The organism is Micromonospora inyonensis, assembly GCF_900091415.1.
Taxonomy (GTDB): Bacteria; Actinomycetota; Actinomycetes; order Mycobacteriales; family Micromonosporaceae; genus Micromonospora; species Micromonospora inyonensis.
Map to the genome: position 1 here is coordinate 1208722 of NZ_FMHU01000002.1, position 20670 is coordinate 1229391.

Consider the following 20670-nt stretch of genomic DNA (forward strand, 5'->3'; position numbering starts at 1 on the left):
GAACCGCGCTGACGTGCTGATCATCGGGGCGGGGGTGATCGGCGCCAGTGCCGCCTTCGCGCTGGCCAAGGCGGGCCACGACGTGCTCGTGGTCGATCGCAACCGCGGGGTCGGAGACGGTTCGACCGGGTCGTCGGCAGGCATCATCCGCGTCCACGCGAGCGACGCGCAGAGCTCGGCGCTCGCTGCCGACGCCCTGGCGGTCTGGAACAACTGGCGTGACTTCCTCGGGGCCGACAGCACCGAGGAGGTCACGCGTTTCGTACGGTGCGGCTCGCTGATCCTCGATGCCGGGAACGGGTTCGTCGACCGAGCCGCAGCGGCGATGAGGGCCGCCGAGGTCTCGTTCGAGGAGTGGTCGCTGGACGAGATGAGCGATCACTTCCCGTACTTCGACTTCCACCGGTTCGGACCGCCCCGGCCGGTGGACGACGACGAGTTCTGGTCGGATCCGACAGAGTTGCTGCCTGGCGCTCTCTACACCCCGCAGTCGGGGTACGTCGGTGACCCGACCCTCGCGGCAGTCAATCTGATGCACGCGGCCCAGCGAGAAGGTGCCCGCCTGCGGCGTTCGGCCACCGTCGCGCGGATCGATCTCGAGGGCGCCCGCGCCGTGGGAGCAACGCTGGCCGATGGGAGCAGGTTGCGAGCGGACGCGGTTCTCGTCGCCGCCGGCCCGCACAGCGATTCACTTGTCAGTGCAATCGGCGGAACCTCCGACTTCCGGGTCCGAACCCGGCGGATCCGGGAGGAACTGCTCCACGTGCCTGCGCCTGCGGGGCTGGACCTCGCGCTGCAAGGGGTACACCTCGTGGACGGCGACCTCAACATCAACTTCCGTCCGGAGCTGGGCAACGCGTTCCTCGGTGGCAGTAACGGTGATCTCGTCGAGGAGCAGACGGTCGTCGAGGACCCCGACGAGTTCGACCCGCTGACGACGGCCGACGTCTGGGAACGCACGACTCTGCGGCTGGCCCGGCGCGTCCCGGCACTGGGCATCCCGCGTGCGCGAACCGGCGTCGTCGGGCTGTACGACGCGGCGGAGGACTGGCTGCCAATCTACGACCGGACCTGCTTCGACGGGCTGTTCGTCGCGATGGCGACCTCCGGCACACAGTTCAAGACGGCGCCGATCGTGGGTGAGCTACTTCGCCATGTCGTCGAGACAGCGCTGGACGGCCGCGACCACACCGCGGAACCCTTCGTCGCTCCCACCAGCGGGCGCAGCTATTCGACCGCGCAGTTCTCCCGGCTGCGTGATCCGCACAAGGGCCAGCTTCGGGGATGAGGGGCCGGCGAGCATGTGGGACGACCAGAGGCACCAGGACGTGAACGAGCCACCGGAAGCCGTCGTCATCGACGGCATCGCAGAGTTGACCACGAACGACGAGGCCAACGGCGGGCGGATCCGTGACGCGGCGCTGGTCGTCGAAGGAGATCGGATCGCGTGGGTCGGGCCGTCCCGTGCGGCGCCCCCCGCCGACCGGAGGGTGGACCTGGCCGGCCGGGCCGTGCTCCCGGGCTGGGTCGATTCCCACACCCACATGGTCTTCGCCGGGGACCGCACTGCGGAGTTCGAGGCGAGGATGGCCGGCGAGCCGTACGCGGCGGGCGGTATCAACGTGACGGTCCAGGCCACGCGGGCGGCGAGCGAGGCGGATCTCGAGGCGAACATCGAGCGGCTCGTAGCGGAGGCGCGCCGTGGCGGGACGACGACGATCGAGACGAAGACCGGGTACGGCCTGACCCTGACCGACGAGGTACGGGCAGCTCGCCTGGCCGGTCGGTACGTGGACGCGGTGACGTTCCTCGGCGCCCACGTCGTGCCTGCGGGCGCCGACCCGGACGAGTACGTCGCGCTCGTCGCTGGTCCGATGCTCGACGCCGTCGCTCCCTTCGTGGCGGCGGTGGATGTCTTCTGCGAGGTCGGTGCCTTCGACGAGGCGGCGACGCGGCGGATCCTCGACGTGGCCAGGGCGCGGGGAATGGCGCGTCGCCTGCACGGCAACCAGCTCGGGCACGGGCCGGGGGCGCAGCTCGCGGTCGAGTACGGCGCCCTCAGCGTGGATCACCTCGGCTTCCTGACCGACGACGACGTCGCGGCCCTGGCCTCCTCCTGGGCGGGCGCGAGGCGAGGGACGGTCGCGACCGTTCTTCCGGCCTGCGACCTCTCCACACGGATGCCGCTCGCGCCTGCCCGACGCCTCCTGGACGCCGGCGCGGTCGTCGCGATCGCCTCGAACTGCAACCCCGGGACGTCCTTCACCACCTCGATGGCGTTCTCCGTCGCCACCGCCGTGCTGCAGATGGGTCTCACCGTGCAGGAGGCGGTCCGCGCGGCGACCTTGGGAGGGGCGATCGCGTTGGGGATGGACGAGGAGGGGTGGCTCGATCCCCGGGGCGCGGCGCAGCCGGCCGTCGGGGTGGTCGGTCCTGGCCGGCGGGCGGATTTCCAGGTGCTGGACGCCCCCTCGGTCACCCACCTCGCCTACCGTCCCGGCGTCCCGCTCACGAGCGCCGTGTGGCGGTCCGGCATCCGCGAGGTCTGACGTCCCGCCCGCCGAGACACTTCTGCTCCCGCCTGCGGCCCATCGCCGTCGCGGGGGCCACCGAACATCCACACCCCACTCTGATCGGAGACATCATGACTTCAACGATCGCCGGCCGGACGGTCCTCATCACCGGCGCGGCCGAACGCGCGGGCCGCGTGTTCGCGCGCAGGTTCGCAGCGGCCGGGGCGGCCGTGGTGGTGAACCACTGGAAGCAGGCGGAGCTCGCCGAGGAGACCGTCGAGCTCATCCGCTCCGCGGGCGGTGAGGCGATCGCCGTGGAGGCGGACGTGTCGAACACCGCGGACGCCCGTCGGCTCGTGGACCAGGCGGCGGCCTGGCGCGGCGACGTCTCCGTGCTGATCCACAATGCGAGCTCACTTCGCGCGAAGGAGTTCGAGGACGTGACCGAGGACGACTTCGATGCCTCGTTCGGGATCAACATCCGGGGACCGTTCTTCCTCAGCCAGGCCGCGGCGGCAGTCATGAAGAAGCAGGGGCACGGCAGGATCATCGCGCTGGTGGGCAACTCGACCAACGAGGCATGGCCGAACCTCATCCCGCATGGCCTGTCCAAGACGGCCCTGATCAGGCTCATGGAGCAGCTCGCCGTCGCCCTGTCTCCGACGGTGCAGTGCAACGCGGTGGCACCCACCCAGTTCTTCCGCTCGGACGACGGCACCAACGACGCGCTGCGTCGTTATCGCGGCGAACCGCTCGTCGACGGCGACACCTACCGGGTCGGGACGCGGTACGAGTTCCGCAACGGGGATGCGGACGACGTCGCGGAGACGTTGCTCTTCCTCTCGACGTGCTCGCCCTACCTGAACGGCACGGTCATCCGTCTCGACGGCGGGAAGGCTCTCTACTAGCGACCTCTCGCGCCCCTGACCCGCCCCGCGCCCACCGAGCGGTGTCCATCGTGGCGACGGTCCCGATGCGGCGGCGCTGGCAGGTCGAGGAGGCCTGCACGGCCATGGAACACCTCGGCTGCCGGGGAGGGTGGACGCGGTGAGAACGAGAGAAGGATGATGTTCATGCTCATCGGCATCCCGAGCGAGTCGAAACAGAGCACCCTGGTCGCGGCGACCGCCAGGACCGTATCCCAACTGACCGACCTCGGCTACGACGTGCTCGTCGAGTCGGGTGCCGGCGACCTCGCCGACCAGCCGGACAGCGCGTTCACCGACGCTGGTGTCCGGGTCGGTACGACGGACGAGGTGTGGGCCGCCGACGTCGTCGTGAAGGTCAACGCCCCCACGCACGAGGAGATCGGCCGGCTCCGGCAGGGTGCCACGATCATTTCGATGATGGCGCCGGGTCGTAGCCCCGAGCTGCTGGAGGAGTTGCAGGCGCAGGGCGTGACCGCGCTCGCGATGGACGCGGTGCCGAGGATCTCGCGCGCGCAGCCGATGGACGTGCTGTCCTCGATGGCGAACGTCGCGGGCTACCGCGCCGTGGTCGAGGCCGCGCACGAGTTCGGCCGGATGTTCACCGGCCAGGTGACCGCCGCGGGCAAGATCCCGCCGGCCCGGGTGTTCGTGGTGGGCGCCGGCGTCGCGGGTCTGGCCGCGATCGGTGCCGCGTCGGCGATGGGTGCGGTCGTGCGTGCGTTCGACGTGCGTCCCGAGGTGGCCGAGCAGGTCGAGTCGATGGGCGCGCAGTTCGTCGAACTGGACCGGTCGGTGTTCAGGACGGAGAAGTCCTCCGACGGCTATGCCAAGGAGATGACCGAGGAGCAGCAGGCCGCGACTGCCGCGATGTACGACGAGGAGGCGCGCGCCGCCGACATCGTCATCACCACCGCGCTGATCCCCGGGCGCCCGGCGCCGCGCCTGCTCACCGCCGAGACGGTGGCCGGCATGAAGAACGGCTCCGTGGTCGTCGACATGGCCGCGGCCAACGGCGGCAACGTCGCGGGCACCGTGGCGGATCAGAAGGTCGTCACCGGGAACGGCGTGACGATCCTGGGTTACACCGACCTCGCCGGCCGCCTCGCTGCGCAGACGTCGCAGCTGTACGGCACCAACATCGTCAACCTGCTCAAGCTGCTGACCCCGGAGAAGGACGGCAACCTGACGCTGGACTTCGACGACGTCGTCCAGCGTGGCATCACCGTCGTCAAGGAGGGCCAGCCCACCTGGCCGCCGCCGGCCGTGCAGGTCTCGGCCTCGCCCGCAGCCGCGACACCCACGGTCGCTGCTCCGGTCAAGGAGGAGAAGGCGCCGCTGTCCGCAGGTGCGAAGGTCGGTCTGGTGTTGGGCGGGATCGTCCTGTTCTGGCTGGTCAACGCGACCGCGCCGGACCCGATTCCACGGCACTTCACGACGCTGATGCTCTCGATCGTGATCGGTTACTACGTCATCGGCAAGGTGGCGCACGCGCTGCACACGCCGCTGATGTCGGTCACCAACGCCATCTCCGGCGTGGTCGTGGTCGGCGCGCTGATCCAGGTTGCTTCGGACAACACCACCATTCGGATTCTCTCCACCGTGGCGACCCTGCTTGCCTCCATCAACATCTTCGGTGGCTTCGCGGTCACGCGGCGCATGCTCGGCATGTTCAACAAGGGGGCCTGAGCGATGGACATCAACTCGACCACTGGCGCGGTGTACATCGTCGCCTCGCTGTTGTTCGTCCTCTCGCTGGCCGGCCTGTCGAAGCACGAGTCCGCCAAGAACGGACTGACCTACGGCATCGCCGGCATGGCGATGGCGCTCGTCGCGACCGTCGCCCTGGTCGTCGACGTCGCCACCGACCTCGACGGCGGCATGATCTCGGTCCTGCTCACGCTGGCCGCGATCACGGTCGGTGCCGTGATCGGCCTGTGGCGGGCCAGGATCGTCGAGATGACCGGGATGCCCGAGCTCATCGCGCTGCTGCACAGCTTCGTCGGCCTTGCCGCCGTCGCGATCGGGTGGAACGGCCACATCGAAGGCTCGCACCACGCCCTGGGCAGCCTCGACAACATCCACGAGGCCGAGGTCGCGATCGGCATCTTCATCGGCGCGGTCACCTTCACCGGCTCGATCGTCGCCAACCTGAAGCTCTCGGCGAAGATGAAGTCCGCCCCGCTCATGCTGCCGGGCAAGAACGTCGTCAACGTCGGTTCGCTGGTCCTCTTCGCGATCCTCACCATCGTCTACGCCGCCATCGACGCCGGCAGCACCGGCCAGGACGTCGTCCTCGTCGTGCTGACGGTGCTCGCTCTGGCCCTGGGCTGGCACCTGGTCGCCTCCATCGGTGGCGGCGACATGCCGGTCGTGGTCTCGATGCTCAACAGCTACTCGGGGTGGGCCGCGGCCGCCTCGGGGTTCCTGCTCAGCAACGACCTGCTGATCGTGACCGGTGCTCTGGTCGGCTCGTCCGGTGCCTACCTGTCCTACATCATGTGCAAGGCGATGAACCGCTCCTTCATCTCCGTCATCGCCGGTGGCTTCGGCATCGAGGCCGGCCCCGGGGGCGAGAAGGACTACGGCGAGCACCGCGAGATCCATGCCGACGCCGTCGCCGAGCTGCTGGCCGGCGCGTCCTCGGTCGTCATCACCCCCGGCTACGGCATGGCGGTGGCGCAGGCGCAGTACCCCGTCGCCGACCTGACCGCGAAGCTTCGCGCCAAGGGCGTCAACGTGAGGTTCGGCATCCACCCCGTGGCGGGTCGCCTTCCCGGCCACATGAACGTGCTGCTGGCCGAGGCCAAGGTGCCCTACGACATCGTGCTCGAGATGGACGAGATCAACGACGACTTCGACAGCACCGACGTGGTCCTGGTCATCGGCGCCAACGACACGGTCAACCCGGCCGCGTCGGAGGACCCGTCCTCGCCGATCGCCGGCATGCCGGTGCTGAAGGTCTGGAACGCCCACGACGTGATCGTCTTCAAACGGTCGATGGCCACCGGATACGCCGGCGTGCAGAACCCCCTGTTCTTCCGCGACAACAGCCAGATGCTCTTCGGCGACGCCAAGGAGCGGGTCGAGGACATCGTCCGAGCCCTGGACCGGGTTCCAGAGGTCAGCGGGGCGGCCATCCATCGTCCGGCGCTGGTCTGACCTGTCGGGTCTCAGGGGCGAGGAGATCTCATCCAACTGAGCCACGTGCCGCCTCCCGGCCCAGGGCGGCGAACAACGGAGAAAGGATGTCGAAGCGCGATGAACATCGTCGTACTCGTCAAGCAGGTGCCCGATTCGGGCGCGGACCGCAACCTGCGTAGTGACGACAACACCGTCGACCGTGGTTCGGCGAACAATGTGATCAATGAGATGGACGAGTACGCCATCGAGGAGGCGCTGAAGATCAAGGAGGCGCACGGTGGTGAGGTGACCATCCTGACCATGGGTCCGGACCGGGCTTCCGAGTCGATCCGTAAGGCGCTTTCGATGGGCCCGGACAGGGCCGTTCACGTGGTGGACGACGCGTTGCACGGTTCCTGCGCGGTGGCCACCTCTAAGGTCCTCGCCGCCGCTCTCGGCACGCTCGACGCCGATGTGGTGCTGTGCGGGGCGGAGTCGACCGACGGGCGGGTCCAGGTGCTGCCGCACATGCTCGCCGAGCGGCTCGGTGTCGCCGCGCTGACCGGCGCGCGGAAGCTGACCGTCGACGGCCAGACGCTGACCGTCGAGCGGCAGACGGAGGAGGGCTACGAGGTGGTCACCGCCTCGACCCCGGCGGTGGTCTCCGTGTGGGACACCATCAACGAGCCGCGTTACCCGTCGTTCAAGGGCATCATGGCGGCGAAGAAGAAGCCCGTGCGGACGCTCTCCCTGGCCGACCTGGGTGTCACGCCCGGCGAGGTCGGTTTCGACGGCGCGACCAGCGCCGTGCTGGAGCACCGCAAGCGTCCGCCGCGTTCCGGCGGTGAGAAGGTCATCGACGAGGGCTCCGGCGGCGTGCGGCTGGTCGAGTTCCTCGCCACCGAGAAGTTCGTGTGAGGGGTCAGGATGTCTGAGGTTCTCGTCGTCGTCGAAGCCACCCGTGAGTTCGGCGTCAAGAAGGTAACCCTCGAGATGCTCACCCTCGCCCGCGAGTTGGGTACCCCCGCCGCGGTGGTGCTCGGTGGTCCCGGCGCGGCCGGGGCGCTCGCCGCCAAGCTGGGTGAGTACGGCGCGGAGAAGATCTACGCCGCCGAGAGCGAGGAGATCGACGGCTACCTGGTGGCTCCGAAGGCCACCGTCCTGGCCGACCTGGTGCGGCGGGTCCAGCCCGCGGCGGTGCTGCTCGCCTCGGCTCAGGAGGGCAAGGAGATCGCTGCCCGCCTCGCGGTCAAGCTGGACAACGGCATCCTGACCGACGTGGTGGGCCTCGCCGCCGACGGCACTGCCACCCAGGTCGCCTTCGCCGGTTCCACCATCGTCACGTCGAAGGTCACCCGGGGCCTGCCGCTGGTCACGCTCCGGCCGAACTCGGTCAACCCCGTCCCGGCCCCGGCGACCCCGACGGTCGAGCAGCTCACCGTCACGGTGGCCGACACGGACCGGCTGGCGAGGGTGGTCGACCGGGTCGCCGAGCAGAAGGGCTCCCGTCCCGAGCTGACCGAGGCGTCGGTCGTCGTCTCCGGTGGCCGCGGGGTCGGCAACGCCGACAACTTCATGCTGGTCGAGGAGCTGGCCGACCTGCTGGGCGGGGCGGTGGGCGCGTCCCGGGCAGCGGTCGACTCCGGCTACTACCCGCACCAGTTCCAGGTCGGGCAGACCGGCAAGACCGTCTCCCCGCAGCTCTACGTCGCGCTCGGCATCTCCGGCGCGATCCAGCACCGGGCCGGCATGCAGACCTCGAAGATCATCGTCGCGGTGAACAAGGACGCCGAGGCGCCGATCTTCGAGCTGGCCGACTTCGGCGTGGTGGGCGACCTGTTCACGATCGTCCCGCAGGCCGCCGAGGAGATCCGCAAACGCAGGTGACAGACCGGGGTCGGCACGACGACGGTCGCCAGCCGTCGCCAGTGCCACCAGCGCGCCCTACGGCAGACGACTCCTCTCTGGTCTCTGGGTGGTGATGGTGCCGGTGGTCGACGCGCTGGTCATCGGGTCGCCTCGGTGTCGCGGTGGCGCTGTACCTCGGCGAGCGACGCCCAGTCCTGCTGCCCGTGTCCTGCGCCGATCGCCTCGGTCAGCAGGGCCGAGAGCAGGTCGCCCACCGGCAGGTGCAGTCCCGTGGTCGCGGCTTGAGCGCGAGCGAGATCGACGTCCTTGCGGCCCAGTACCGGGGTGAAGCCGGCAGGCTCGTACCGGGAGGCGGCGATGAGGTTGCCGTACCTGGTGTAGACCGGGCCGGGGGTGATCGTGGAGGTGAACAGCTCCACGAGCACCGCGGCGTCGATCCCGCCGCGCTCGCCCACGGCGACGGCTTCGGACATCGTCTGGATCGCCGAGGCGATCAGCAACTGTCCGGCGACCTTCACCACGTTCGCCTGCCACGACTCGGTGCCTACCAGCCACACCTTCGCGCTCACTGCCTCCAGCAGCGGGCGCACGCGGTGCACGGGTTCCGGGGCGCCGGCGGTGACGATGTTGAGCGTGCCGGCCTCGGCGACAGGGACGCCGCCGAACATCGGCGCTGCCACATACCCGACACCGTGGTCGGCGTGCACGGTGTCGGCCTCCTCGGCGAGGGCGGGGCTGATCGTCGCGAGGTTCACATGCACCGCCCCCTCGGGAGCGGCCGTCAGGGCGCCACTGTCCAGGAACACCTCACGCACCGCCGCGTCATCGGCGAGCACCGACAGCACCACTTTCGAACCGAACATCTCGGCCGGGTCCTGGACCTCGGTAGCGCCAAGCTCTACCAGCGGCGCCGTCCGCGTACGGTTCCGATTCCAGACCGCGACCTCGAATCCCGCCCTCAGTAGGTTCCGCGCGATCGGGGCCCCCATCGCTCCTGTACCCACCACGGTCACCTCAGCCATTACACACACCTTCCAACTGGAACCGTCTTAGACGGTTCCAACGTTACACGGTCGGGAATGGGTGGAACCATCTAGACTGGTTCTATGGGTGAGGTGACGGTGGTGTTGGCCGAGGTGGGCGTGGCAGAGGCTCCGCCATTCCGGCTGGACAACGAACAGCTTGCCTTCCGCTTCACCGCCACCCTCAGCGACCGCAGCGGTACCCCGGTCGACCGCCTGCCCACCCCCAGACGTCTAGACGACTGGCTCGCCGCGAACGACCTGAGCCTCGGGTCCGCTCACGCCACGGAGGCCGACCTGAACCTCGCCCGCCGGCTCCGCGAGGCCATCCACCGCACCGGCACCGCTACCACCACCGACACGACCCCCGACCGAGCGGACCTCGACCTCATCAACACCCTCGCCCGCGACAGTCGGACATTCCCCGAACTCGACAAGACCCGGCTGCGCTGGCGCACCCGGTCGAGGCACCCGGTCCGCGCCGCACTCGGCCTCATCGCCCAGGACGCGATCATCGCCCTCGGCGGGCATCAGCGCGGTCAGGTCAAGGCGTGCGAGCACGCGGACTGCGGTGGTCTCTACCTCGACACCAGTCGGGGTCAGAACCGCCGCTGGTGCTCGATGAACACCTGCGGCAACCGCGCCAAGAAAGCCAAGTTCCGGCACCAGAGCGTCGCGAAAACCCCGATATGACCTTTGCGGGACCGGTGCCGCCGTGCAACCGCTCCCACGTGGCGAGACACCTGAACGCGGCAGTCACGAGCTACGTGAGTCAGGTGCCCCTCAAGCCGGTGGTGATGGCCGGGCTCCGTACGCCACGACCACGAGCTGAACAAAAGGACCTCCGCGGACCGCGAGCGGATCCGACGCGTGCCCGTGGTGTGAGACTCCGGGGGCGACACAGTGGTCATGCCCAATAACGGACCGCAATCGCATGGATTATCCTCTTTGATGGCTTATGTGCGAATTCAAAGATAGCGGACATCCCGTTGCGTATGTAACACGCAGGCATACGATGTGCGCAGTAGATCAACGAGTTAATGCTTGTTCGCGGTACCACCTCACCCGCCATTGTGCTTGAGGAAGGCCTTCGCGCATGGAGCCGTCGTAGCTTACCCAGTCTAGCGTGGAAGGACGTCCGCTCCCCGAGTGGACTGCGCTAAGCGGGAACCGGCCCTCATCGGTTCCGAATGCCACGTCCGACAGTGAATTCAGGCGAGGCCTTCTTGGTAGTTCTCGGACAGGTCCGGAGCGACGCAGCGCTCAGGTTTGACCGTTCGTGACTTCGCGGTTCTTGAGCCGCCACCGCTACTCGCTGTACGTCTCCGAGCCGACGGGAGATTTTGACATGCTTGCGCCAACGAGTACGAGAAATGGAATTGGCATTCACGCCGGCAGCAAGAGGGTGGCCGTCCGCTCGGCCAGGGATGGCGATGGTTTAGCCAGTCCTCAGGGGCAGGCGCTGATCCCGACGGTCAGCCAACAGCTGTGTGGGACGAGCGGAATTTCGGCCTGCGCGGTAGTGATGCAACCCGGCAAGGTGGCGCGGCTGCATCTGCATGCGCGGACAGAAATCGTGGTGGTCTGCGTAGAGGGTTGGGCGGCCACGTTGATCGGACCTGACTTCGAGCCGGTACTGCATGGACCGGGTGAGTTCATGTACGTGCCCGAAGGTGTCCTCCATTCTGCCGTGAATTTGAGCTTTGAGCATCGTGTGGTGGCGTATGAGTTTCGGACTGACCCGAAGCTCAACGAGGATGTGGTGCTGGTGCCTGAGCAGGAAGAAGCCATGCTGGAGGCGGCGACCGAACTACAGCGACGTTTCGCGGAGGGCAGCCTGAAGGTGCCGAGCCACTGGGGCCTCACGAGAACTTCCCGCCCTGATGGCCAGTAGGGGTCAACGCCCATGCTCTGCGTGACCAGTGCCGTTTGTGGGAGATCGTGAAGATGGCCTCGTCACCAATCGTTGGCGTCTGGCGAGTCAGGGCCGAGGGGGCGCCTTTTCCGTACCATATGTTCGCCTTCCATTCCGACGGAATCCTGCATCAGTCCAACCCCCCGGCCGGAAACACCACCACGAGCGACACAGCCGGTTTGGGCGTCTGGGAGGACCGAGGAGGCGCCGTCAAGGCCCGACTCGAGGAGTACCGCCTCGCCTGCCACGACCACAGCATTACCCGCGGCGTGATAGAGCTGACGCTCAGCGTCAGCCACAACTCATTCACCGGCACCGCCGAGTTCAACGTCTACGACGTAGACGACAAGCATCTTGACGGCCCTCTCTATGCCACCGTGGAAGGGCAGAAAGTGACTTTGGTGTAGTTCCATGCCGGTAACCACCCCGCTGTCATCCCTGGCCGGTCGGGCCGTCGCTGACCCCATCGCACCGATCTTCGGCAGAATCATGCCCCTACAAGCGGCCGATCCCTCGTTCGTCTCGCTGTCCGCAGGCTCGCCCGACAACCGCCTGCTCCCCAATGACCTGCTCGAAGACCTGGTGCGAGACGCCCGCCGGGCCGACCAGCACATCGGCCTACTCAACTACGCCATGCCCCAGGGCCTGCCGTCGCTGCGTGCGCACTTTGCCGGGCTGCTCCAGGATCTAGGTGTCCGGTGCACACCCGATGGCCTGCTGATAACGAGCGGGGGCATGGAGGCCATCAGCCTGGCCGCGGAACTCACTCTCAACCCCGGAGATGTCGTCCTCGTCGAGAGCCCGGCCTTCCCCGGCGCCATGAGCACCTTCCAGCGCTGCGGGGCCAGGGTGATCCATGTGGACTGCGACGACGACGGCATCATCCCCGAAGCCGTCGTCGAGGCCATCGCGCTGCATCAGCCCAAGCTCCTGTCGGTCATGCCCGATTTCCAGAATCCGTCCGGACGGGTCATGCCCGCCGCGCGCCGGGAGCGCCTGGCGCAAATCATCGAGGACACCGGCGTTCTGGCGATAGAGGACGGCGTCTACACCCAACTCCGGTTCACTGACGATCCCCTGCCACCCCTGCAGTCCTACGCGCCCGACCACGTCTTCTACGCCTCTTCCGTCTCGAAGATCCTCGCGCCCGCCATGCGCGTAGGCGCCCTCGTGACTCCTCCTGCCTTTGTGGAGCACGCCCGACGCGTCAAGTCGGCCTACAACATGCAGGCATCGGGATTCACCCAGGCCATCGCAGCCCGATTCCTGGACCCTGGAGCGTCTGTTCTCGAGGATCACCTCCAGTCCCTCCGTGCCGCCTACGCTGAGCGATGCAGGGTCATGGACCAGGCGCTCGCGCGACATTTTTCGGACACCGCCGGCTATACCTGGACCAGGCCGTCGGGCGGTATGTTCCTCTGGCTCGAAGGGCCAAACTCCGTCGACTTCACCGCAGCCCTCGACCGGGCACTGGAGGCGGGTGTGGCCTACATCCCCGGTTCGCTGTTCTATGTCGATCCCAGGTGCGGCCACCAGGCCGCCCGGCTCAACTACGCGAGCACCCCGCCTGACCGAATTCCCGAGGGCATCGCCCGGCTCGCCGAGGCACTGTCGGGTTAGGGCCCGGGGTCCGGAAGTCGCGGGCGGGTGACCATCCATCGGCGATGAGTCGGAAGTCGTCGCCGCCCTCGCCGTGGAGGAGCACTCCGTCCCGGTCCGTCGCGATGATCTGGTCGACGTACACTCCGCGGCCCTGGCTGGAGTTGTCGGTCGTGCTGCTCCACCGTCGGTCCCCTTGGTGGAGCCGCATTCGCCCCGGAGCCCAGGTGTGCCCTCCGTCCGTGGAAACCTCGGACCGGGCGCTGTCGTAGCGGGGCTCCGTGTCGTACCACAGGAGGAAAGCCGCCGTCCCGCCTCGCGCCGCCCGACGCAGCGGTGCGGTGAGCGTGCTCGTCGCGCCGTCGCGCGGGTCGGTCCGCCAGGCCCCGCGTGACCGGGGGCGCACCGGCATCGCCTCGGCGAGGTCGCGCGCGACCGCGCGTCAGGCGATGGTGTTGCTGCCCCAGCCACGGTCGGGGTGCACCCGGTTGCTGAGCAGGATGACGAACGAGTGGGAGAGCGGGTCGATGACGATGGACGTGCCGGTGAAGCCGGTGTGCCCGAAGGTCACGGGGGAGGAGAACCCCATCATGTACCAGTGCTTGTTGAGCTCGAAGCCGAGTCCGCGGCGGCTTTCCGGATCGGCCGGCTCCAGCCGTGCGTTGTGGTTGACCATCATCGCCCCTACCGTGTCGTCCCGCAGAATCCGCTGCCACGGTACGTACCGCCGTTGAGCAGTGCCTGGCAGAGGACGGCGAGGTCCGCGGCGGTGGAGAAGATGCCGGCATGCCCGGCCACGCCCCCGAGCGACCAGGCGTTCTCGTCGTGTACCTCGCCCCAGACCATGCCGCGCCCGGCGTACGGCTGGTACTCCCGGGCAGGTCGCGGGCGTTGAGGCGGTCACTCCAGTGGTAGTCGAAGTCGGTGTCGAGTCCGCCGACCAGCTCGAACGGACGGCAGGTGCCGCGACCTTCGGTGATCGACGCGACGCCCTCGAAGAGGCAGGTGCCCGGGTAGACGAGCGCCGTGTCCGTGGTGGGCATGTTGGGGCTGGGCAACACCCACGGCAGATCGGTGTCGGCCGCCAGCATGTCCCGCTTCCAGTGCCGGCACTGCACCACGTGCAGGTCGACCGGCCGTCCGGCCTCGTCGGGCAGGAACTCGGCGTTGAAGAGACGAGCCAGTTCGCCGACGGTCATACCGTGCTGCTGCACGATCTCCTTCAGCCCGACACCGGAGGTGTAGCCGGCGGTCATCATCGGGCCGTGCGGCCGGCCGCCGACCGGGTTGGGCCGGTCGAGTACGACGTACCGCTTGCCGACCCGTGCCGCGGCGAGCATCGAGGTGTACATCGTCCAGATGTAGGTGTAGAACCGGGCGCCGACATCCTGGATGTCGAACACCACCGTGTCCGTCCCGGACCGGGTGAACATGGTCTCCCAGTCGGCCTGCGAGGCGCCGTACGCGTCGTAGACGGTGATGCCGGTCCGGGCGTCCGTGCCGGTGCCCTCGCTGCCGCCGGCCTGGGCCGAGCCCCGGAACCCGTGCTCGGGGCCGAACGCCGCCACCACATTGACCTGACCCGAGCCGTGCATCAGGTCGACCAGGTGGCGGTAGGAGGAGTCGACGCCGGTCGGGTTGGAGATGACCCCCACCCGCTGCCCGCGCAGGTCCCGGAAGCCGGAGCGGACCACAACGTCCAGGCCGGTCTCGACCCGGCGGATTCCAGGGTCGGCGCTTCCGGGTGCGCTGGCCAGGGCCCCGGCGAGGGTGCCCCCGGTGACCGCGCTGGCTCCGGTGAGGAAGGTTCTGCGCTCCATCGGGTGCCTCCCAAGCCGCTCAATCCATCGAAACCTAGCTACATCCCGCAGGCCGTCAAGGAAGGAGTCGACCGGCGGCGCGCGGGGTGGCCGACCGTAGCTGCTCGCGGGGGCGGTATGGAATGCTTCGCCCATGCCTTCCTACCCGCCTACCTTCGCCGACCAGGTCGTCGCGCAGCCAGCCCGTGCCCAGTTCGAGGCGTTCCTCGACGAGCACCGAGGCGCACTCGATGGCTGCCTGGACGGGCTGACAGAGGAACAGGCGCGCCGATCGTTGGTGGCATCCCGGACGACGCTGATGGGTCTTGTGAAACATGCGACCTTCGTCGAGAAGGTCTGGTTTGACGAAGCCGTCACGTGCCGGTCGCGCGCTGAGATCGGCATCCCTGCGACGCCAGACGAGTCGTTCGTCCTCGACGACGGCGACACGATCGCCACCGTCCAGCAGGCACACCGCGAAGCCTGCGAAGCATCACGCCGTGCGACGTCGTCCCTGGGTCTGGACGACATCCTTCACGGGAACCGGCGGGGCCCGCTTCCGCTGCGGTGGGTGTATCTCCACGTGTTGCGCGAGCTCGCCCAGCACTGTGGGCACGCGGACATTCTTCGGGAGCAGCTCGTCAACGAGTAGTGCACGGACGTGTCGAACCGAGTACACCCGCACTGAAGCGCGTCCACCACGCCGTAGCTGTTCCGGCATGGCACCACCGACAAGGGTGAGGGCGCAATCATCGTCGACCGTCCACCATCGGCGAAACGTGGCGCTCCCTCGACGTAGGGACGGAGGTGGCGGCATCGGCCGCCACCCGCAGCGCGCTACGGGCCACGCGGTCGGTCTCACGCAGCATCGTGGGATCGCTGCGCGGCACCGGGCTGATGATCGTGTCGCCCATCACCTCCTCGAGAGGGATGCCGGCGACGTGGAACGCGGCGTCGCGCGTACCGTCGGGATGGACCAGTAGCCCCGTCTGGGGGTCGACGTCGAATCCGCCGGTGGGGTGCCGACGTCCGTCCCGTCCGCGGACGCTGAACGGACGGATGCGGCCCGCCGCCGCGAGCGAGAGGGTGAGGGGGTCGGCGCTGGCCGTGACGTCGTGCGCGTGCATCCACGCGTCGATGAGCACGGCACTGGTGACGGCGGAACCGGCGACGGCGGGCGACTCGGCGCGGAAGAGGCCGAGCTCGTCGTCGGCGACGACGCGCGCCGCGGGGCCGATGAACCTGACGAGACCGGCGTCCGCGAGGGCCAGCAACTGCCGGCTGCGGAAGGCCGGTGGGCCGCTGCCGACCATGCCGCCGAACGTCTGCAGGGCGCGGAAGCCGTTCGCGCGCGACTCGGCGTCGAAGCCACCGAACGTTCCGATGGCGTTCGCCAGCCGTCGCGCCGCGCTGATCGACCACAGGCCGGCCTTGACGGCGCTGTCCCGTCCCTTCGCCGACTCGGTGAGGTCGTCGGCCACGTAGTCGGCGACCCATGCGGTGAAGCTCTCGGGGTCGGGGAACGCACCGCGGACGGGCGACATCGCCGCCGGCAGGTCGAAGCGGTCCGTGGCGTCCGGCACGTGTGGCGCTATCGCGGCGTCGAGGGCCGCCGGTACGCCGTCGGTGGTGTCGATCGTCGCGAGGACCGTGGTCAGTGGGGCGGCGAACGCTTCAGGGCGTACGCGGTGGAGCGTCTCGTAGTAGTCGACGAAGGCGTCCTTGACGATGAGCGGCCACAGTTGGCGGTCGAAGTCGATGGGGCGTGGGATCGTGGACCAGTCGACCGACCGCAGGTGACGCTGTGGCGCCGAGGGCGGCAGTGAGCCGTAGAGCGACTTCGCCCGGTACGGGACGCCCCGGTGAGAGGTGACGTACATCGTCGGCTCGCGTCCCGACGGTTCGTAGCGCACGCCCGCCCGGGTCAGCGGGTCGTCGACGAATCGCCCACCGCGACCGATGGTCAGCAGCGTCATCACGTCGAAGAAGCCCATCCCGAGCCCGCGTACGATCGCGGTCGTCCCGTCCGGAATGTCTCCGACGGCCTGGTCGATGGGGTTGTCGGGACGTACCCAGGTCATCTCGGGGTGCCGGGTCAGCACCGCCAGGAAACCGTGCTCCTCGTCGGTGTGGTCGCGCGGCAGCCACCCGGTCGCGGCCACGACGGCATCGCACGCGAGCACCGCGCCGGTGCTGAGTTCGACGAGCTGGCGCCCGGCGTCCTCCCGTACGCCGACGGCTCGCGCCAGGTGGGTGGCAACCGTCACGCGCGCGGGCAGGATGTGGAGGGCCCGCGCGAAGCACCAGCGGACGTACTCGCCATAGAGCGCCCGGCTCGGATGGGTTGCGACCGTCATGGCCTCGAGTTCGTCGCGGTAGTCGTCGACGAAGCCCGGGCGGACGGCAGCGGAGGCGAACGCGGCGCGGTGGGCCGGGTCGATGTCCGCCACCTGGATCGCCGACGACGGCGACGGGCGCGCGGCATCGAGTGCGAGGCGGCACCACTCGAACAGTGTGGGTCCGGGTGTGACCGGACCGACCATCGTCACGGTGTCGTCGGGGAAGAGTGTCACGGCCCCCGCGAGGGTGTTCATGCACATCTGGCGCGTCTGGTCGGTACGCCAGATGCGACCCGCGCCGAGCTCGGTGTCGTCGACGACATGGATGTCGAGATGGTCGATATCGGGGAAGTCGGTGAGATTCGCACCGATCCGCTCGAGCAGCGACACCCCCCGGGGGCCCGCGCCGACGAGCGCGATGACGGGGCGGGTCGAGCGATCTGTCCATAGTGGATGAATGCCTATGAATCGGGTCACAGGAATACCCTACATGGTCACTAGGTTTAGTAGGGTTCCGGCACGGTGAAACTGCTGGTCACCCGCCACACGCGAGCAGTGCCGCGGCGTGACGCGGGGTGGGAGAGGCGCCGTGCCCTGGCGCGCTGAGACGAGCGTGGGAAGGAAAGGCGGCGACGGTGATCGAGTTCCGCGACCTGAAGAAGTCCTACGGCGATCACGTCGTGCTCGACGAGATAAACCTGCAGATCGGCCAGCGGGAGATCTTCGGCCTGGTGGGCGTGAGCGGCGCGGGGAAGTCCACGCTGCTGCGGTGCATCAACCGGCTCGAGAAGATCGACAGCGGTAGCCTCCTCGTCGACGGCACGGACGTGGGTGCCATCAGCGATCGGGACCTGCCACGGTTCCGCCGCCGAATCGGCATGGTTTTCCAGCAGTTCTCGCTGATGGAGCGCAAGAACGTCTACGACAACGTGTACTTCCCCCTCAGGTGTCAGGGCGTACGCCGATCAGCGGCCGATCGGAAGGTGCGCGATCTCCTCGACCTCGTCGGACTCGGTGACAAGCTCAAGGCGCTGCCCCGGGAGTTGAGCGGTGGGCAGAAGCAGCGGGTCGCCATCGCGCGGGCTCTGGTGAACGATCCGATGATCCTGCTGTGCGACGAGGCCACCTCCGCCCTCGACCCGAACATCACCGAGGCGGTCCTCGATCTCCTCAGGCGCATCAACGGCGAGCTCGGCCTCACGATCGTCGTGGTGACCCACGAGGTGGCGGTCATGAAGTCCGTGTGCACCCGGATGGGCCTGCTCAGCGGCGGGCACCTGCGCGCGGAGGGGACCGTCGAGCACTTCTTCCTGGAGAACCCGGAGCTGCTGGGTGACTTCACCCGCGACGCGGGGCGTCGCCCGGACGTCGCTCCCGGCACCTCGCTCGTCCGGGTCGTCCAGCGGGACGCCGCGGGGACCGGTCTGCTGTCGCAGCTCGCCATCCGTACCGGTGTGCCGTTCGAGATCTCGTGGGGCGGGCTCGACCGCTACCGGGACCGGGTCTCGGGATCGTTCCTGCTTCAGGTGGCCGACGCCGATCTTCGCGCGGTGTGCGACGGCCTGACCGCTCTCGGGGCCGACTGGAAGGAGATCTGATGTACCAGTACGAGTTCTCCGAGCTCTTCGAGCGGATCATCCTGCCCGGGCTGATCGACACCCTCCTCATGCTGCTCGGATCGTTCGTCACGTGCACCGTCGTGGGGTTCACGCTCGCCCTGGTCCTGGTGACGACCGACACGCACGGGCTCCGACCCGACCGGACGGTCCACGAGATCGTGAGCACCGGCATCAGCATGCTGCGGTCGGTGCCGTTCATCATCCTCGCCATCTCGATCATCCCGCTGACCCGGCTGGTCGTCGGCACCTCGATCGGCGTGTGGGCGGCGGTCTTCGCCATCACCTTCGCGGGCAGCCCGCTGATCGCGCGGCTCCTCGAGAGTGCCTTCAAGGAGGTCAACCCGAGCCTCATCGAGGCGGCACGGTCCTTCGGCGCGAGCGACCGGCAGATCACCTTCCGGGTCATCGTCACCGAGTCCGTACCGGCGATCGTCTCGCAGATGACGCTCGGGGTGATCTCACTGCTCGGCTTCACCGCGGTGGCCGGCACGATCGGCGCGGGCGGCCTGGGTGCCGTCGCCCTGACCTACGGCTACCAGAACTTCAACGACCAGATCATGTACGGAACCGTCGCGATCCTGGTCGTCATGGTGATCGGCATTCAGCTCAGCGGAAACGCCCTCTACCGGAAACTCCGGTAACCCCGACCCCGTGACGTGCCCAGTACGAAAGGCAGCACCCCCATGAGAAACCCGCTCAGGAGAGCGATCCCGCTCGTCGTCGTCGCCCTGGCCGTGTCCTTCGCGGCCTGCTCGTCCGGCTCCGACTCCGGAGGCGACGGCAGGACGGTCACGATCGGCGTACTCGCCCGCGAGGAGCCCGACCTGACCTTCGTGGCCGAGCATCTGGCCCGGCAGGGCTACACGATGAAGGTCCAGGTGTTCGACGACAACATCGCCATGAACCGGGCCACCGAGGACGGCAGCATCGACGCCAACTTCTTTCAGAACGCCAACTACCTCAAGAGCTACCAGGAGAGCAACGGGTCATCGCTCGTCACCTACGGCCCCTGGTTGCAGACCACCGCCGTGCAGTTCGTCTCGAGCAAGCACGCCTCGGCCGACGCCCTCCCGAACGGCGCGCGCATCGGCATCGCCAACGACTCCGCGAATCGCGCCCGTGAGCTTCAGCTCCTCGCGGCCAACGGCCTCATCGAACTCAAGAAGGGGGTCGAGGCACCCACGATCCTCGACGTCACCGCCAACCCGAAGAACCTCCGCTGGGTCGAGGTCAACCCGCGCAGCAAGGCCGCGGCGTTCCCCGACCTGGACGCGATGACCGCGCCGTCGATCACGGTCCACCTGATGAAGGACCCCTCGATCAAGGCCCTCTACGAGGAGACACCGGAGGTCTACGGCACCTACGGAGGCACGCTCTGGGTCGTCAAGGAGGGTTACGAGAACACCGCCTGGCTCGACGCGGCGGTCTCGTTCATGCAGTCCGCGGACTACAAGACCTGGATCGCGAACACCTACAAGGGCCTCAAGAAGACGCCCTGACTCCTCACCGGCCCATCGAACCACGACCCCCGGAAGGGAACACACCATGGTCAGCGTCGTCGGCATGACCGATCTCCCGCTCGACAAGGTCGACCTCCCCACGTTCGTCGACGACATCGGGCGTGCGGCGCAGACAGCCTTCGAGTTGCCCCCGCACATGCGCAGCGTCTACCTCGTGCCGCTGCCACCCGAGAACTGCACCGTGAAGGACGGCTACGAGATCACGTTCTTCCTGTACACGGCACCCGGCAAGAGCGTTGAGCTCAAGCGCCGGATAGTGAAGGCGCTCAACGACGTCGTCCAGGCCAACGACTGGGGCGACACCGCCAAGGTGGTCGTCATCATCAAGGAGCATGCCGCCGAGAACGTCGGAGTCGGCGGAGTTCTTCGCCTCGACGTGACCTGACACCGGCCGGCCGTCTCGCGACCGACCTGATTCGAGAGGAA

Annotated in this window: 20 protein-coding genes and 1 pseudogene; 16 read left to right on the forward strand and 5 right to left on the reverse strand. The window is 68.3% G+C overall.

The window, feature by feature from the left end; all coding sequences use genetic code 11:
• Positions 1–13 precede the first annotated feature (13 nt).
• The 7 genes from GA0074694_RS20190 (at position 14) to GA0074694_RS20220 (ending at position 8449) form a co-directional block, all read left to right on the forward strand.
• Positions 14–1288, forward strand: coding sequence for an NAD(P)/FAD-dependent oxidoreductase (locus tag GA0074694_RS20190; RefSeq protein ID WP_176738035.1), 1275 nt, complete (start codon positions 14–16; stop codon positions 1286–1288).
• 40 nt (positions 1289–1328) lie between these two features.
• On the forward strand, positions 1329–2549 hold the full coding sequence (hutI, locus tag GA0074694_RS20195) for an imidazolonepropionase (protein ID WP_245714817.1): 1221 nt from the start codon (positions 1329–1331) through the stop codon (positions 2547–2549).
• Positions 2522–3421: an SDR family NAD(P)-dependent oxidoreductase gene (locus GA0074694_RS20200; RefSeq protein ID WP_091460735.1), complete on the forward strand. Its 900-nt coding sequence runs from the start codon at positions 2522–2524 to the stop codon at positions 3419–3421. Before hutI ends, GA0074694_RS20200 begins: the two co-directional genes overlap by 28 nt.
• 156 nt (positions 3422–3577) lie before the next feature.
• On the forward strand, positions 3578–5128 hold the full coding sequence (locus GA0074694_RS20205) for a Re/Si-specific NAD(P)(+) transhydrogenase subunit alpha (protein WP_245714818.1): 1551 nt from the start codon (positions 3578–3580) through the stop codon (positions 5126–5128).
• 3 nt (positions 5129–5131) lie between these two features.
• A complete protein-coding gene (gene pntB / locus GA0074694_RS20210; RefSeq protein ID WP_091460737.1) occupies positions 5132–6601 on the forward strand; it encodes a Re/Si-specific NAD(P)(+) transhydrogenase subunit beta in 1470 nt (489 codons plus the stop codon).
• Positions 6602–6700: 99 nt separating this feature from the next.
• Positions 6701–7480, forward strand: coding sequence for an electron transfer flavoprotein subunit beta/FixA family protein (locus GA0074694_RS20215; protein ID WP_091458136.1), 780 nt, complete (start codon positions 6701–6703; stop codon positions 7478–7480).
• Positions 7481–7489: 9 nt separating this feature from the next.
• On the forward strand, positions 7490–8449 hold the full coding sequence (locus GA0074694_RS20220; RefSeq protein ID WP_091460740.1) for an electron transfer flavoprotein subunit alpha/FixB family protein: 960 nt from the start codon (positions 7490–7492) through the stop codon (positions 8447–8449).
• A gap of 119 nt (positions 8450–8568) precedes the next feature.
• Here GA0074694_RS20220 and GA0074694_RS20225 read toward each other — a convergent pair whose 3' ends face one another.
• Entirely contained in the window at positions 8569–9444 is an 876-nt protein-coding gene (locus GA0074694_RS20225) for an NAD(P)-dependent oxidoreductase (RefSeq protein WP_218105746.1), read from the reverse strand.
• 93 nt (positions 9445–9537) lie between these two features.
• On the opposite strand from GA0074694_RS20225, the gene GA0074694_RS20230 reads away from it, so the two are divergent.
• The 4 genes from GA0074694_RS20230 to GA0074694_RS20245 all read left to right on the forward strand — a co-directional run bounded on the left by GA0074694_RS20230 (position 9538) and on the right by GA0074694_RS20245 (position 12988).
• Entirely contained in the window at positions 9538–10146 is a 609-nt protein-coding gene (locus GA0074694_RS20230) for a CGNR zinc finger domain-containing protein (protein ID WP_091460746.1), read from the forward strand.
• Between the two features lie 586 nt (positions 10147–10732).
• Positions 10733–11347 (forward strand): cupin domain-containing protein, encoded by a 615-nt coding sequence (locus tag GA0074694_RS20235; RefSeq protein WP_091460749.1) that lies wholly within the window; start codon positions 10733–10735, stop codon positions 11345–11347.
• 35 nt (positions 11348–11382) lie between these two features.
• Entirely contained in the window at positions 11383–11775 is a 393-nt protein-coding gene (locus GA0074694_RS20240; RefSeq protein ID WP_176738036.1) for a hypothetical protein, read from the forward strand.
• Between the two features lie 4 nt (positions 11776–11779).
• Positions 11780–12988, forward strand: coding sequence for an aminotransferase-like domain-containing protein (locus GA0074694_RS20245; RefSeq protein WP_091460755.1), 1209 nt, complete (start codon positions 11780–11782; stop codon positions 12986–12988).
• 421 nt (positions 12989–13409) lie between these two features.
• Here GA0074694_RS20245 and GA0074694_RS32305 read toward each other — a convergent pair whose 3' ends face one another.
• The 3 genes and pseudogenes from GA0074694_RS32305 to GA0074694_RS32315 all read right to left on the reverse strand — a co-directional run.
• Entirely contained in the window at positions 13410–13646 is a 237-nt protein-coding gene (locus tag GA0074694_RS32305) for a serine hydrolase (protein WP_218105747.1), read from the reverse strand.
• Between the two features lie 5 nt (positions 13647–13651).
• The gene (locus tag GA0074694_RS32310; RefSeq protein WP_218105748.1) at positions 13652–13813 is read right to left on the reverse strand and encodes a hypothetical protein; all 162 of its coding nucleotides are present in this window, start codon (positions 13811–13813) and stop codon (positions 13652–13654) included.
• A gap of 26 nt (positions 13814–13839) precedes the next feature.
• Positions 13840–14922, reverse strand: a pseudogene (locus GA0074694_RS32315) (exo-beta-N-acetylmuramidase NamZ family protein); the annotation flags it as partial.
• Between GA0074694_RS32315 and GA0074694_RS20255 the strand changes: the two are divergent.
• Entirely contained in the window at positions 14921–15418 is a 498-nt protein-coding gene (locus GA0074694_RS20255) for a DinB family protein (protein WP_091460759.1), read from the forward strand. The pseudogene GA0074694_RS32315 and the gene GA0074694_RS20255 sit on opposite strands and share 2 nt — an antisense overlap.
• Positions 15419–15515: 97 nt before the next feature.
• Here the strand turns inward: GA0074694_RS20255 and GA0074694_RS20260 are convergent, their stop codons facing one another.
• Complete coding sequence (locus GA0074694_RS20260) at positions 15516–17582, reverse strand: FAD/NAD(P)-binding protein (RefSeq protein WP_176738037.1); 2067 nt, start codon at positions 17580–17582, stop codon at positions 15516–15518.
• A 158-nt stretch (positions 17583–17740) separates the two neighbouring features.
• On the opposite strand from GA0074694_RS20260, the gene GA0074694_RS20265 reads away from it, so the two are divergent.
• From GA0074694_RS20265 to GA0074694_RS20280, 4 genes are read left to right on the forward strand one after another with little or no spacing between them, the layout of a single operon-like run.
• The gene (locus GA0074694_RS20265) at positions 17741–18703 is read left to right on the forward strand and encodes a methionine ABC transporter ATP-binding protein (protein ID WP_091460764.1); all 963 of its coding nucleotides are present in this window, start codon (positions 17741–17743) and stop codon (positions 18701–18703) included.
• The gene (locus tag GA0074694_RS20270; protein WP_091460766.1) at positions 18703–19365 is read left to right on the forward strand and encodes a methionine ABC transporter permease; all 663 of its coding nucleotides are present in this window, start codon (positions 18703–18705) and stop codon (positions 19363–19365) included. Before GA0074694_RS20265 ends, GA0074694_RS20270 begins: the two co-directional genes overlap by 1 nt.
• 42 nt (positions 19366–19407) lie before the next feature.
• Complete coding sequence (locus tag GA0074694_RS20275) at positions 19408–20223, forward strand: MetQ/NlpA family ABC transporter substrate-binding protein (protein WP_091460769.1); 816 nt, start codon at positions 19408–19410, stop codon at positions 20221–20223.
• A 46-nt stretch (positions 20224–20269) separates the two neighbouring features.
• Positions 20270–20629 carry a tautomerase family protein gene (locus GA0074694_RS20280; RefSeq protein WP_091460772.1) on the forward strand — a complete coding sequence of 120 codons (360 nt, stop codon included), beginning with the start codon at positions 20270–20272 and terminating at the stop codon, positions 20627–20629.
• Positions 20630–20670: the final 41 nt, after the last annotated feature.

Excerpts from the sequence above, each read along its gene's own strand:
- GA0074694_RS20220 (WP_091460740.1), top strand. The coding sequence starts at position 7,490 with ATGTCTGAGGTTCTCGTCGTCGTCGAAGCCACCCGTGAGTTCGGCGTC.
- pntB (WP_091460737.1), top strand. The coding sequence starts at position 5,132 with ATGGACATCAACTCGACCACTGGCGCGGTGTACATCGTCGCCTCGCTG.
- GA0074694_RS32310 (WP_218105748.1), bottom strand. The coding sequence starts at position 13,813 with ATGGTCTGGGGCGAGGTACACGACGAGAACGCCTGGTCGCTCGGGGGC.
- GA0074694_RS20270 (WP_091460766.1), top strand. The coding sequence starts at position 18,703 with ATGTACCAGTACGAGTTCTCCGAGCTCTTCGAGCGGATCATCCTGCCC.
- GA0074694_RS20255 (WP_091460759.1), top strand. The coding sequence starts at position 14,921 with ATGCCTTCCTACCCGCCTACCTTCGCCGACCAGGTCGTCGCGCAGCCA.
- GA0074694_RS20230 (WP_091460746.1), top strand. The coding sequence starts at position 9,538 with ATGGGTGAGGTGACGGTGGTGTTGGCCGAGGTGGGCGTGGCAGAGGCT.
- GA0074694_RS32305 (WP_218105747.1), bottom strand. The coding sequence starts at position 13,646 with ATGATGGTCAACCACAACGCACGGCTGGAGCCGGCCGATCCGGAAAGC.
- GA0074694_RS20215 (WP_091458136.1), top strand. The coding sequence starts at position 6,701 with ATGAACATCGTCGTACTCGTCAAGCAGGTGCCCGATTCGGGCGCGGAC.
- GA0074694_RS20275 (WP_091460769.1), top strand. The coding sequence starts at position 19,408 with ATGAGAAACCCGCTCAGGAGAGCGATCCCGCTCGTCGTCGTCGCCCTG.
- GA0074694_RS20245 (WP_091460755.1), top strand. The coding sequence starts at position 11,780 with ATGCCGGTAACCACCCCGCTGTCATCCCTGGCCGGTCGGGCCGTCGCT.
- GA0074694_RS20205 (WP_245714818.1), top strand. The coding sequence starts at position 3,578 with ATGATGTTCATGCTCATCGGCATCCCGAGCGAGTCGAAACAGAGCACC.
- GA0074694_RS20280 (WP_091460772.1), top strand. The coding sequence starts at position 20,270 with ATGGTCAGCGTCGTCGGCATGACCGATCTCCCGCTCGACAAGGTCGAC.